Annotated in this window: 15 protein-coding genes; 8 read left to right on the top strand and 7 right to left on the bottom strand. The window is 37.1% G+C overall.

All coding sequences use genetic code 11. The annotated features are described in order from the left end of the window. The first annotated feature begins 95 nt into the window (after nt 1–95). Nucleotides 96–308, top strand: coding sequence for a hypothetical protein (locus EZ456_RS10200; protein ID WP_057934006.1), 213 nt, complete (start codon nt 96–98; stop codon nt 306–308). A 78-nt stretch (nt 309–386) separates the two neighbouring features. On the opposite strand, the gene EZ456_RS10195 is transcribed toward EZ456_RS10200, so the two are convergent. Further along, a complete protein-coding gene (locus EZ456_RS10195; RefSeq protein WP_131529802.1) occupies nt 387–941 on the bottom strand; it encodes a pyridoxamine 5'-phosphate oxidase family protein in 555 nt (184 codons plus the stop codon). 199 nt (nt 942–1,140) lie between these two features. Here EZ456_RS10195 and EZ456_RS10190 point away from each other — a divergent pair, with 199 nt between their 5' ends. Then, nucleotides 1,141–1,638, top strand: a complete 498-nt coding sequence (locus EZ456_RS10190) for a YdeI/OmpD-associated family protein (protein WP_131529800.1) — start codon at nt 1,141–1,143, stop codon at nt 1,636–1,638. A gap of 269 nt (nt 1,639–1,907) precedes the next feature. Here the strand turns inward: EZ456_RS10190 and EZ456_RS10185 are convergent, their stop codons facing one another. Continuing rightward, nucleotides 1,908–2,447 carry a DUF2892 domain-containing protein gene (locus EZ456_RS10185; protein ID WP_131529798.1) on the bottom strand — a complete coding sequence of 180 codons (540 nt, stop codon included), beginning with the start codon at nt 2,445–2,447 and terminating at the stop codon, nt 1,908–1,910. Nucleotides 2,448–2,563: 116 nt separating this feature from the next. Here EZ456_RS10185 and EZ456_RS10180 point away from each other — a divergent pair, with 116 nt between their 5' ends. The 3 genes from EZ456_RS10180 to EZ456_RS10170 all read left to right on the top strand — a co-directional run bounded on the left by EZ456_RS10180 (nt 2,564) and on the right by EZ456_RS10170 (nt 4,595). Beyond that, nucleotides 2,564–3,082: a thioredoxin family protein gene (locus EZ456_RS10180; RefSeq protein WP_131529796.1), complete on the top strand. Its 519-nt coding sequence runs from the start codon at nt 2,564–2,566 to the stop codon at nt 3,080–3,082. A gap of 170 nt (nt 3,083–3,252) precedes the next feature. Then, a complete protein-coding gene (gene ung / locus EZ456_RS10175) occupies nt 3,253–3,933 on the top strand; it encodes a uracil-DNA glycosylase (RefSeq protein ID WP_131529794.1) in 681 nt (226 codons plus the stop codon). Beyond that, nucleotides 3,933–4,595 carry an alpha/beta hydrolase gene (locus EZ456_RS10170; RefSeq protein ID WP_131529792.1) on the top strand — a complete coding sequence of 221 codons (663 nt, stop codon included), beginning with the start codon at nt 3,933–3,935 and terminating at the stop codon, nt 4,593–4,595. The genes ung and EZ456_RS10170 overlap by 1 nt, the downstream gene beginning before the upstream one ends. A gap of 106 nt (nt 4,596–4,701) precedes the next feature. Here the strand turns inward: EZ456_RS10170 and EZ456_RS10165 are convergent, their stop codons facing one another. After that, nucleotides 4,702–5,172 (bottom strand): Lrp/AsnC family transcriptional regulator, encoded by a 471-nt coding sequence (locus EZ456_RS10165; RefSeq protein WP_025142637.1) that lies wholly within the window; start codon nt 5,170–5,172, stop codon nt 4,702–4,704. Between the two features lie 127 nt (nt 5,173–5,299). On the opposite strand from EZ456_RS10165, the gene EZ456_RS10160 reads away from it, so the two are divergent. Then, a complete protein-coding gene (locus tag EZ456_RS10160; RefSeq protein WP_131529790.1) occupies nt 5,300–5,962 on the top strand; it encodes a metal-dependent transcriptional regulator in 663 nt (220 codons plus the stop codon). Next, a complete protein-coding gene (locus tag EZ456_RS10155; RefSeq protein WP_131529788.1) occupies nt 5,949–7,814 on the top strand; it encodes an Nramp family divalent metal transporter in 1,866 nt (621 codons plus the stop codon). Before EZ456_RS10160 ends, EZ456_RS10155 begins: the two co-directional genes overlap by 14 nt. A 90-nt stretch (nt 7,815–7,904) precedes the next feature. On the opposite strand, the gene EZ456_RS10150 is transcribed toward EZ456_RS10155, so the two are convergent. Then, on the bottom strand, nt 7,905–8,384 hold the full coding sequence (locus EZ456_RS10150; protein WP_131529785.1) for a TlpA family protein disulfide reductase: 480 nt from the start codon (nt 8,382–8,384) through the stop codon (nt 7,905–7,907). A gap of 498 nt (nt 8,385–8,882) precedes the next feature. Here EZ456_RS10150 and smpB point away from each other — a divergent pair, with 498 nt between their 5' ends. After that, entirely contained in the window at nt 8,883–9,332 is a 450-nt protein-coding gene (gene smpB, locus EZ456_RS10145; protein ID WP_029279869.1) for an SsrA-binding protein, read from the top strand. Nucleotides 9,333–9,409: 77 nt separating this feature from the next. On the opposite strand, the gene EZ456_RS10140 is transcribed toward smpB, so the two are convergent. The 3 genes from EZ456_RS10140 to EZ456_RS10130 form a co-directional block, all read right to left on the bottom strand. Further along, nucleotides 9,410–10,066 carry a protein-L-isoaspartate(D-aspartate) O-methyltransferase gene (locus EZ456_RS10140; RefSeq protein ID WP_131529783.1) on the bottom strand — a complete coding sequence of 219 codons (657 nt, stop codon included), beginning with the start codon at nt 10,064–10,066 and terminating at the stop codon, nt 9,410–9,412. Between the two features lie 92 nt (nt 10,067–10,158). Continuing rightward, nucleotides 10,159–12,639 carry a replication restart helicase PriA gene (priA, locus tag EZ456_RS10135; protein ID WP_131529781.1) on the bottom strand — a complete coding sequence of 827 codons (2,481 nt, stop codon included), beginning with the start codon at nt 12,637–12,639 and terminating at the stop codon, nt 10,159–10,161. Continuing rightward, the gene (locus EZ456_RS10130) at nt 12,639–13,025 is read right to left on the bottom strand and encodes a DUF423 domain-containing protein (protein ID WP_029279875.1); all 387 of its coding nucleotides are present in this window, start codon (nt 13,023–13,025) and stop codon (nt 12,639–12,641) included. The genes priA and EZ456_RS10130 overlap by 1 nt, the downstream gene beginning before the upstream one ends. Between the last annotated feature and the right edge of the window lie 20 nt (nt 13,026–13,045).

Here is a 13,045-nt window from a genome sequence, read left to right as displayed (position 1 = left end):
ACAAAAACATAACATAAACTTAAAAGGCTTGCTAACAATAGTTTAGCAAGCCTTCTCTATATTTACAGCAATCGATAATTAAAAATCATTGCGATATGAATACGTCAAGCTTAGAAATCAACGAAAGAGAATACTGCATTAAATTAAGCAAAGATGCTTTTGATTTAACGCTGGTACGTCAGTTAATAAAAAGAATCCAGGCCGAAGCTTTGTTTTTCTCAAGGGTACAAGCAGAAGAAGAAGATATCTTAAGCAAAAGAGCCCAAAGAGAAGAACTAGAAGGATTTGATTATTTAGGAGATAAATAATCAGTTTGCAGTTGGGAATTCTCAGTTGACAGTTAATTGCAACAATTAACCAGTTAACCGATTCCAACAGTTAACCTATTAATCTACCTCCAAAGTTCCCTCAACCGAATCATCCATTGTTTTTCCTGTTATAACCGACGCTGCCATTTTTAAAAATGCAACTGCAGTGCCGTGTTTGGTATCCCAATAATATCCCTCCGAAGGGATAACCTTAATCAAGGTAATTTCCGGATCGTCTTTCCCACCCTGAAACCAGGTTTTAATAAACGGGCTCCAAAGCTCGTCAATTTTAGCCTGATCCCTACTGATTTCTGAAATTCCATAAATATTTACAAAACCTGAATGTGCTCCGGCCTGAAACAATAGATGCGTAAAAGGGTCAGTTGAAATCTCATTATTTTTATGACTGTCTTTCATGCTCATAAACCAGATATTCCCCTCATCATCGACCTGCTGAATAGCCATCGGTCTTACCGATAAGGGTATCCCAGTTCTAATATTGGTACAGAAAAAACAGCTTTCGGCCTTTTCGGCTAGCGTTCTGAGTTTTTCAATAGCTGCTTTGCCGCCCAAATCTTTAATATTATTTTCTTCCTGAGTATTGTTGGTACTCCCTTCTTGTGATGTTGCCATAGTATTAGATTTTACATAAACTACAATGGAAAATAACGTTTGGTTTTAATTTTTAGCAAAAAGCAGTGCGTGGAGAGCAGTTAGCGAAGAGCGAAAAGCGTTGGGCATGGAGCATAGAGAGAAATTATGGCGCTTGATTATTGACCCAAAAATTATGGAGTTTTAATCAAAGCCAATATCTTTATTTAATAGAAAGCCAATGAACACAAAAAAACCAAAACCTTTTACTTCCGAAATTAAAATTATAGGTATCAATCCTTTTGTATTTGTACCAGATGAAGCATTAAACTATGTTTTCTATCAGGCAGGGAAAAACAAAGGCCAACTCCCGATTACGATGAAAATTGATGGGCATGAGTTTAAACAAACCTTGGTAAAGTATGCTGGCGATTGGCGTTTGTACCTGAATACCCCTATGCGAAAAGCCGCAGGCAAAGATGTTGGAGATACTGCAATCTTCGAAATAGTATTTGATACTGAAATACGTTCAATAACTGTACACCCTAAATTAGTTGAAGCTCTGGCAGAAAACAAAGCGGCTAAGGAGATATTTGATGGCCTTGCTCCCTATTTGCAAAAAGAAATAACACGTTATATTGCAAACCTCAAAACAGAAGATTCTGTAGAGAAGAATGTTAAGCGGGCAATTGGTTTTCTTTTAGGTAAAGAGAGATTTATCGGAAGAGATAAACCTTAATCACTACTAAAAGCCCTTCGACAAGCTCAGGATGACATTTCTATATTACTGATGCAATGAACATCATGCATCTCGGCCACAAACCCTTCACTATAAACCCGATAACAGTGGATGCCGATCCTTCATCGGCTGGAACGAATAGCGGGACTACCGCACCCGATGGAAAACCGACATTCATTTCCAAAACCAAAAAAGTAATTACAAAAAAACTAATCAATAAAAAAAAGCCATCTCAAATAATGAAATGGCTTTATATATGGTAATTAATACTATCTATAACGAACTTGCTGTTGCTTATCCATCATGCCCATCTGATCTTTCATTTGCTTAATCTGATCGGCCAATAATTTGTTCTTATCTGCTTTTTTCGCTTCAGCAAGGTACATGGTTGCTTCGCGTTTGTTCCGTTTAGCCATTGCAATACCTGCTAAACTCAATTTAGCTAAAGCAATGTTATGATCCATCTGCATACCTAATGCAAGCGATTTTTTGAAATACTTCTCACTCTGCATCGGTGCTGTTCTGCTTTCAATTAAACCGATTAATAAGTTATAATAACCATGTTGAACTTTAATCAACTGCGTTTCGTAATTGGTAATCCTATCTAAAAACATTTTTGCTTTAGGCATGTTATCTTTTCGAAGAAACCATTGTGCTAAAAGCATATTCTCATTAAAGAAATAAGTTACCACTACAATTATTCCCAATAATATGGCAACGATGCCCCATGGCCAGAAACCGAAAATAAATAAAGCTACTGCGCCACCCAGTAAAGCAAACCCCGCAATTAATCTGATAATATTTGGCATAAATTTTATTCTAATTATTTTTTTTTTGCAAATATCGTGTTTAAATGGCAGAAATTAGATTTTAAAACAATAATTTCATTAAAAATTTAAAAGCTCACAAAAATCATTTCACTAATATGAAAATCCTCTTATCCATAACCCTAATCGTACTTGCAATGAACGTTTCTGCTCAAGATGTGAATAAAAAAATCCACGATCAAGTTCACAATAAAGACATATTAATTAATGCCTGTACGCGCGAGGGCATTACGACCTTTCCTGAGTTCAAAGAAATGTACGATCCGCTTTATGCAGCTTACATACCAGATGCGGCAACACTGATCGAACTGAAAAAACTGGTTAAAAATGAAAAAATCAAAATTGTTTTAGGCACCTGGTGTGGCGATAGTAAAGCAAACGTACCAAACTTCTTTAAAATTTTAGACGCCTTGCACTTTAATGAGAAAAACGTAGAAATTATTGCGGTTGATGGAAATAAAAAAGCTGAAAACGGCATTATAGATGGCTTGGACATTGTAAGGGTACCAACTTTTATTGTCTTTGATAAAAAAGGAAAAGAACTGGGGAGAATTATTGAAGGCCCTAAAACAACACTAGAGGGTGATCTGTTAGCTATTTATAAGAAGAAATCTTAAACTTTTTGAGACGGGTTTGGTTGATAGTTTATTGGTCCATGGCTCATAGTTTAATAGTTGAATGTCTATTCACCAGAATGAACACCCAAACTATTGACTATAAACTATCAAACCATTGACCCGATTTTACATTATACATCTTACATTCAATACATTTTACATCAAAAGACATGTCTGCAGCATTAGAACCAGGTTGGTTAGCCGTTTTAGAAGAAGAATTCGAAAAAGACTACATGAAAAGCCTTAAGTCTTTTTTACAGGAAGAGAAACAGAAAGGTGCAATGGTTTACCCAAAAGGCGCTGATATTTTCAATGCATTAAACACCACACCTTTCGATCAGGTAAAAGTTGTCATTCTAGGTCAAGATCCCTATCATGGTGTTGGCCAGGCGCATGGTCTGTCTTTTTCGGTACAGCGTGGTGTAGCTGTTCCGCCCTCATTAAAAAATATTTATAAAGAGCTGGAAACTGATATTGAAGGTTTTAAAACACCAAACCACGGACATTTAACGCATTGGGCAGAACAAGGTGTATTGTTGTTAAATGCCACCTTAACCGTTCGTGCTTCAGAAGCAGGTTCACATCAAAACCGTGGCTGGGAAATTTTCACTGATGAAATTATCAAGGCTTTATCTCAAAAACGCGAACAGATCGTATTTCTTTTGTGGGGTAAATACGCGCAGCAAAAAGCGGCTTTAATCGACCAGAAAAGGCATTATGTACTTACAGCAGCCCACCCATCGCCATTTTCGGCTTACAATGGTTTTTTTGGATCTAAACATTTCTCCAACGCAAATCAGCTTTTAGTACAAAACAACTTAACACCCATCGACTGGAACTTACCAGCATAATGAATACTTATTTTATAAGCGGTTTAGGTGCCGGTAGAAGAATTTTTTCTAAGCTAAAGCTAGATGAAAATATCAATATCATTCACATAGATTGGATTACGCCAAATAAAAATGAATCGTTGGCTTCATACGCTAAACGCCTAAGTGAAGTAATGAACTTAACTCAGCCTTTTGCCTTGGTCGGCGTTTCTTTTGGCGGGATGATAGCAGTAGAAATTGCAAAATTATTAAACCCTGCAACAACGATTATCATCTCGAGTACCATGTTGAGTACTCATCTACCCGCATTATATCGTTTCGCAGGTAAGCTTGGACTACTGAAACTTATCCCTGCAAAACTCTTAAAGTCATCGAATAAACTCACTCAAAATTATTATTTCGGTACACGTTCCAGTAGTGAGAAAACACTTTTGAGCAAAATTATAAAAGATACAGATCCTTATTTTTTGAAATGGGCAATCGGGAGTATTTTAGGCTGGAGGAATAAAATCAAACCTAAAGGCATCTACCACATTCACGGCACCAATGATAAAATTTTGTATTCCAAAACCGCAATGCCAGATTTTGTAATCCAAAACGGAACGCATTTTATGGTTTACCAAAATGCGGAGGAAATATCAGGAATTATTGATGGGATAATATTGAATAACGAAATCGACTAACCTTTCTCAATACGTCACCCTGAATTTAGTTCAGGGTCTTAATAGCAAGAAAGATGCTGAAATAAATTCAGCATGACGCATCTATAAAATGACGGTATTATTCGGTTTAATACTCCAAAGGCACAATCGGTTCTTTCTTTGTGGTCGACATGATCATCATCGTTTGGAAAGTTTTAACCACAGAAATCTTACTGATTTTATCCATGATTAAACGTTCGTATGCTTTAATGTCTTTCACATAAACCTTTAATAGAAAATCGGCCTGACCAGTAACGTGGTGACACTCTGTGATTTCCTTAATTTGATTTACTTCATCCAAAAAGATCTGGATGGTGTTATTTTTATGAAAATCGAGTTGAATCTGAATAAAGGTTTTGATACCTAAACCCAGCTTTTCTTCATCTACCAGTGCATGATAACTTTTAATATATCCTGCCATTTCAAGCTTGCGCACACGTTCTAAAGTTGGTGCAGGTGATAAACCAATTTCTTGGGATAAAAGCAAGTTTGTAATTCTTCCATTCTCTTGAAGAATTCTTAAAATTTTAAAGTCAATTTTATCTAATTCAGATGCCATATGGTGTTAAAGGTATTTGAGAATACAAACATAACCAAATTATATTCTAAATTTTAACATAATTTATCATATATATTTTAAAAAATAATTTTTAGATTTACCTAAAAATAAAATTAGATAAATATAAATGCAAAGTTACACGGAAGAGAACTATCTAAAGACTATTTATCATCTGGCAGAGAAAACCATAAACGTTCAAACCAACGCTATTGCAGAGCAAATGCAAACCAAACCAGCTTCGGTTACCGATATGATTAAGAAATTAGCCGACAAAGGCTTAGTTGATTATATTAAATACCAGGGGGTTACTTTAACCGAAATCGGAAAAAATACAGCGATAGATATTGTCCGTAAGCATAGATTATGGGAAGTTTTTTTGGTAGACAAATTAAACTTTAAGTGGGATGAGGTACATGATGTAGCGGAAGAGTTAGAGCATATTAAATCAATTGAGCTAATTGAAAGACTAGATGAATTTTTAGGCTTTCCGAAAGCAGACCCCCATGGCGACCCCATTCCCGATAAAAACGGAAGATTTGCCAAAACCCAGTTTATAAAATTAATCGAACTAAAAATAGGCGATCGGGGTACCATTACCGGTGTAACCCAACACAGCTCGGCATTTTTAAAACATTTAGAAAAGTTAGGCCTTACCTTGGGCAAACAAATCCAGATCAGCGATGTAACCGATTTTGATGGCTCCGTAGAAATCCGGTTATCCGATAAACAAGTTAATATTAGTAGAGAAGTTGCAAAACATATTTTAATCAGCAGCAATGGCAAAAACTGAATCGTTAAGTGAAGTACATCAAAGTGTAAATACAGATAAAAGAAAAGGTTGGAAAAGAATTTTGGCTTTCATTGGTCCGGCTTATTTAATTAGTGTTGGCTACATGGACCCAGGTAACTGGGCGACCGATTTAGCGGGTGGTAGTAAATTCGGTTACCAATTAATTTGGGTTTTACTGATGTCGAACCTCATTGCATTGCTCTTACAATCGTTAAGTGCCCGTTTGGGTATAGTAAGAGGACTTGATTTAGCACAGGCATCTAAACAAGCTTATCCGCGTTGGGCTAATATTCCATTATTTGCCTTGGCACAAACTGCAATTATAGCTTGCGATTTAGCAGAAATTATCGGGATGGCCATAGGCCTACAGCTGCTTTTTGGATTACCATTAATCTGGGGCATTTCAATTACTATTTTCGATACCATTTTATTACTCTTTTTACTCAACAAAGGCATGCGAGCCATGGAAGGCTTTATCGTTTCGATGGTTTTTATTGTCGGGATCTCCTTTCTGGTTGAAATGTTTATTGTAGAACCATCACTTAAAGAAGTAGTCAAAGGATTTGAACCCTCCATACTAAATGGCGATGCACTTTATATTGCCATCGGGATTATCGGTGCAACGGTGATGCCGCATAACCTTTATCTACATTCATCTTTAGTACAAACCAGGAAGATCGAACGTAGCAATAAAGGGATTAAAGAGGCCATAAAATTTAACCTCATTGATACAACAGTTGCATTAAACCTAGCTTTTTTTGTTAACGCTGCCATATTGATTCTTGCCGCAGCGGCTTTTTATAAAAATGGGCTACATGAGGTAGCTGAAATTCAAGATGCGCATAAACTACTTTCGAACATTTTCGGGGATGTAGCTCCAACCCTATTTGCAATAGCATTAATCGCTGCCGGACAAAGTTCTACCGTTACTGGGACTTTAGCTGGACAGATTATTATGGAAGGCCACATTAACCTAAGGATTCAGCCCTGGTTACGACGTTTGATTACGCGCCTTCTGGCCATTATCCCTGCTTTTTTTACCATTTTACATTATGGAGATGATGCATTAGGCGGACTATTAGTATTGAGTCAGGTGGTGTTAAGTTTGCAATTGGGCTTTGCCATTATTCCATTAATTCATTTTACATCAGATAAAAAACTGATGAAAGATTTTGCAATTAAACCCTGGGTTAAGGTATTGGCATGGGCAAGTGCTTTAGCTATTATCGCATTGAATGTGAAACTTGTAATTGAAGAGATAAGTGGCTGGGCAAAAGAGGCCAACAACTGGTGGATTTATGTGATTGTAATACCAGCATTAATCCTCATCGTTCTACTCTTGCTGTATGTTTTCTTCCATCCGTTATTAGAAAAGAAAAAGAATGCATCAAGACAGCTTGTACCTCACGGGAATGCTTTGGATATTGGTAAAATCGACAAGATTAGTTATAAACGAATTGGAATTGCTGTAGATTTTTCTAAAAACGATAGAAACACCATTCGACATGCTTTAATTCAAGGCGGCAAAGATGCACACTATTTCCTTATCCATGTTGTAGAAACAGCTGCCGCACGCTATCTTGGTAACGAAGTAATGGACCATGAAACACAGAGCGATGCAGCCAACCTGGAGAAATACCGAGCCAACCTCGAAGATCTTGGATATGATTCTACACCCTTTATTGGTTTTGGAAGTACCGGTAAAGCCATAGCTGATATCAGCAACAGAAATGAAATGGAACTATTGGTAATGGGGGCGCATGGCCATAAAGGCTTAAAAGACCTTATATTCGGTACCACTGTTGATTCGGTACGGCATAAAGTGAACATTCCTGTACTAATTATCAGGTAATGGTTAAAAGTAATTTAACCACAGATAAAAGGATTAGCACAGATAAAAATCAGTGTTAATCTGTGCAGATCTGTGGCTAAAAAAGCTAATTTATTTACTTACCACGGTCATCAGCTTTTTTATGCCCCCATCTCCCGATTGGTACATGAGCAATTTACCAGTTGAAGAATATAGGTACATGGATGGGTATTGCTTTGGCAAAAAGGTTGGAATAAACATGCGTTTCTTATCCTGCAATACCATTACATTGGGCTTGGCATTTAAACCTTTGGCATACGAATTGAAAAACTGTGGAATAATGTAAGCCTCATCCATGGTGATCATGTAAATGTTAACGTCCTTAAACTTGGCGTAATTTGTATTCAGGTTTTTACTTTCCCTCTGACAATGATCACAGGTACAATCAAATAAGATAATTAGGTTCTTTTTTCCTTGTTTAATATCATTATTTGAAAATGGTTTTCCATCCAGTTTGTAAAAGGTGAATTGTGGCAATAAAGTAGGTTGCTGTGCTTCTACCTGAAAAGTAACGGCTAACAATAAGATTAAAAGTAGGTTCCTGAATTTCATTTTTGATATTTAAAGTCCAAACTTAAACGAATAAATACGAACATAATAATATATCCTTAGCTTTTACAAATCAATGAGCATTTTAATCGTTAGGGGCGTCTATCATAGATATGGAATAATACCTTTCAAAATTTCAGTAAAATGATCATATTTTGGAAATGAAAGCCAGTTTTCTATGGCAGCCACAGCCCCGACAGCAGTCTGTTTCCAAGGCGCTAAACATTGTTCTTAAACCTGATTGACGCGAAAACCAAAAGCTTTTTCTGCTTTTGTTGCAGCAAAAGCGGGGCTGAAGATGCCAAATGCCTCGTCCATACATTTCCAAATATCAAAGAAGTCAAGTTTGAATAGCCAAATCGCTATAAAACTTGACTTCTTTATCTCTACAATTAAAAATTAAAACTAAATTATCACATCAATTTTTAGGATATTTGCAACCCAGCATTTATATTTTGCGTATTTGCTTGGCATTATAACATCACATACTTTATTAAAATTTTGAAAAACGACATCAACATAAAGAATAAAAGAGCATATTTCGACTACAATCTTTTAGATAAATACGTAGCAGGGATTGCACTTTTAGGAACTGAAATAAAAGCAATCAGGCAAGGTAAAGCCAACATGACCGATGCATTTTGCATGTTTATTGGGGGAAACCTGTATGTGCGCAACCTTCATGTTTCTGAATATACGCACAGCTCTTTCTATCATCACGATATTAAACGCGACCGTGCCTTATTACTGCAGAAAAAAGAAATTAGAAAATTAAAGCTTAAAGGCGAAGAAAAAGGTTATACCATTGTTCCTTTACGTATTTTCATCAACGAAAGAGGTTTCGCTAAAATAGAAATTGCTTTGGCTCAAGGTAAAAAAGAATTCGACAAACGCGATAGCATTAAGGATAGAGATACCAAACGTGAGTTGGATAGAGCGATGAAGAGATAGATTAGTCTTCAGTCTGGAGTCTTTAGTCCTGAGTCCAAATCGACTAAAGACTCACGACTTTGGACTCAAGACTAGAATTACCATGCTTGGTCGCCAACTAATGGCACAAACCTAAAGGTATCCAACACAATTTTTTCGTAGTCTGTTTCACTTACACGTATAACGGTAACCATTTTCTGGGTTTTTTCATCTCCCACCGGGATAACCAGAATGCCACCTATTTTTAATTGTTTTAATAAGATTTCTGGAACCAAAGGAGCGCCAGCAGTCACGATTATTTTGTCGTAGGGGGCATGGGCAGCAATTCCTTTCGAGCCATCGCCACAATAAAAAGTAGGTCGGTAGCCCATTCCGGGTAAAATCTGAATGGTTCTATTGTAAATGTTTTCTTGTCTTTCTATCGTAAAAACTGTTGCGCCCAGTTCCATTAAAATACAGGTTTGATAGCCTGAACCAGTTCCGATCTCGAGTACTTTATCTCCTTTTTTAATGTGCAGCAGTTCACTTTGGTAGGCAACAGTGTAAGGTTGGGATATAGTTTGCCCATCACCTATTGGAAAAGCAATATCTTTGTAAGATTGGTTCCAAAAAGTTTCATCAAAAAAGAAATGCCGTGGAACTTTACCTATGGCTGTTAACACATTTTCATCTTCAATCCCGCGAGATTTTAACAACTCAACCAGTTTTTTTCTCGCTCCACGTTCTCGGTAATTATCAACAAATTTATACGCCATGAGCTTCAAAATTAGCGTTTCTTAAACGGTGATACAAGATAAAGAAATCCACATTACCGTAAGTAACACTAAATCAAAACTTAAATTAGTAATTAATACGGATCTACATCTATTTGTGTAAAAACACCTTTAAATTCTTTGGTGGCATTAAATTGGGTTAAGGTTTCCCGTAGTGCATCTTTAACTTTTTGAATGGCAGTATGCTTATCGGCTTTGATAATGATCTGTTTAATGTAAAGGTTCCGCACTCTGCTTACCAATGGTTGTTCTGGGCCCAAAACACGTTTACCAAATTTTCCTTTAAGGATATTGGCCAAAGCAAATGCAGCATGATCCAGAACATGTGAATCTTTATGTTTGATGTACAAAAATATCATTCGCGAAAACGGCGGATAAAGAAATTTCTCACGTTCAACAATTTCGTCGTTGTACATTCCTTCATAATCGTTGTTTACTACCTGTTTAATAATGCGGTTTTCAGCATCGTAAGTCTGAATACAAACATTCCCCTGATCGGCCCTCCTACCTGCCCTACCTGCCACTTGTGCCAGCAGCTGGAAACTTCTTTCGTAGGCGCGGAAATCGGGGTAACCTAAAAGTGTATCGGCATTAATTACACCAATAAGATTAAGGTTATCGAAATCCAATCCTTTGGCCACCATCTGTGTGCCAATTAAAATATCAGTTTTCTTTTCTTGAAAGTCGTTTAAGATTTGTTGCAGCCCATTTTTTGTCCTTGTACTATCCATGTCCAATCTGGCGATGGTAACTTCAGGATAAAGTAACCTGAGTTCTTCTTCAATCCGCTCAGTACCAAATCCTTTTTGCTCCACATGCACCGAACCACAAGCCGGACAGATATTTACGCTACTTTGTTGATAGCCACAATAATGACAATGTAATTTACCACTACTTTTATGATAGGTTAAACTTACATCGCAATTTACACATTTCGGGGTATAACCACAGGTTGCACAGATCAGAATGGTGGCATAGCCCCTCCTATTCTGGAATAAGACAATCTGCTCTTTTTTAGAAAGGGCCAGATCGATATCTTTGATCAACACGCTCGAAAAATACGAACTCATCGTTTTCTTCTTCGTTTCTTCCGAAATACTTACCACCTGCTGATTAGGAAGCTGAACCCCGCCGAAACGCTCTTTCATCTCTACAAGTCCATATTTACCCTGTAAGGCATTATAATAACTCTCTAAGGATGGCGTAGCTGATCCTAAAACAACTTTAGCCTGATGCAGATAACCAAGATAAATGGCTGCATCCCTTGCCTGATAGCGTGGTGCCGGATCGTATTGTTTGTAAGACGGTTCGTGTTCCTCATCAACCACAATCAATTTTAGGTGTTCAAAAGGAAGAAAAACTGCTGAACGGGCACCAAGAATTACTTTATAAGCACCTGTCCGTACTTTATTCCAAATTTCTACCCGTTCGCTGTTGTTAAATTTAGAGTGGTATACACCAATTGAATTACCAAAATAGCGCTTAATCCGTTCTACAATCTGGGTTGTCAAGGCAATTTCGGGTAACAGGAACAAAACCTGTCCATCTGTATGCTGGATAATCTTTTCAATCAGCTTAATATACACCTGTGTTTTTCCGGATGCGGTGACGCCATGTAGCAAAACGACCTCCTTCTCTTCAAAATATTGGTTAATCTGACCTAATGCTTTCTGCTGACCTTCGTTCAGTTCGAAATTTACACTGAATTCCTCATCGTGCGCGGCCAAACGGCTAACCGGCCTTTTCATTACTACAAAAATATCTTTGTCGGTTAAGGCTTTTAGCGCTGCTGGTCCACAATTGCTTTCTTCTAAAAGCTGTTCTTTAGCAATCGGCAGATTAGATTTTTGTAATTTCAGGTAAGCCAATAAAGCGTCTAATTGTTTAGGAGCTCTATCCAAAACATTAAAAAGCTGTTTCAGATTTTCTTCATCGCTATAAAAATCGTTTAATATGACAAACGATTTAAGCAAAGGTTTATATTTCTGCACCACCTCTTCTGCCACCAGAACCAGTTCTTTATCCAACAAATGATTGATGATCGGATATACGGTTTTCTGTCCAAGTAGCTTAGAAACATCATTAACGGTAAGTTTATGTTGCTGTTTCAGTGCATTGATAATGATTTCTTCCTTATCGGTAAGTTCGGTATCTTCATGGTAATCTTCGCGAAGGATCAAGATCGTTTCGCTGGCCAGCTTTAAACTTGCTGGTAAGGCAGCTGCCATTACATCGCCTTCGTTGCACATGTAATAATTGGTCATCCAGCTCCAAAATTTGAGCTGGGTAGGTGTGATTACAGGCTCAGTATCTACTACATCGATAATATATTTGGCCTCATAAACTGTTGGCGGTAAGGTGCTAATTTTACTAATTAAAGCCGTATAAATTTTATGTTTTCCAAATTGCACCACTACCCGTTTTCCAACGGCAATCTGGTCGTTTAAATCAAAAGGTACACGATAAGTATAGTTTTTCGCCAAAGATAATGGCAAAATAACTTCAACAAAAAGTGTTTCTCTTTCTGCAAAAATATCACTTTCGAAAGTATTCATTATTTATCTTTAAATGCCGCAAAAAAGAGCATTATCCATCCCAATACAAATAAAAGCCCACCAATTGGCGTTATTGGGCCAATAAATTCAGTAAATCCTAAATGCGATATGCTTCGGGTAGCCAATAAATATAATGACCCTGAAAAGAGGATAATCCCAAACGTGAAGCAAAAATAAGCGATATTAATGAGCTTGTTCCGATAACGGGCAAAGGTAGAAAGATACAACAGCGCAAATGTATGATAGAACTGATAATCAACACCCTTTTGCCAAATTTCTAATGATGGTCCATCAATTAAGGCTTTTAAACCATGAGCACCAAATGCGCCCAGCAAAACAGCAACAGCACCAAAAAAAGAAGCAGTAAGGATTATTCGTTTATTCATAGTTATTTGCTAGTAGCAAT

Source organism: Pedobacter psychrodurus (genome assembly GCF_004331735.1).
Taxonomy (GTDB): domain Bacteria; phylum Bacteroidota; class Bacteroidia; order Sphingobacteriales; family Sphingobacteriaceae; genus Pedobacter; species Pedobacter psychrodurus.
The sequence above is the reverse complement of the archived record's forward strand: the minus strand, read 5'-3'. Positions and strand labels throughout refer to the sequence as shown.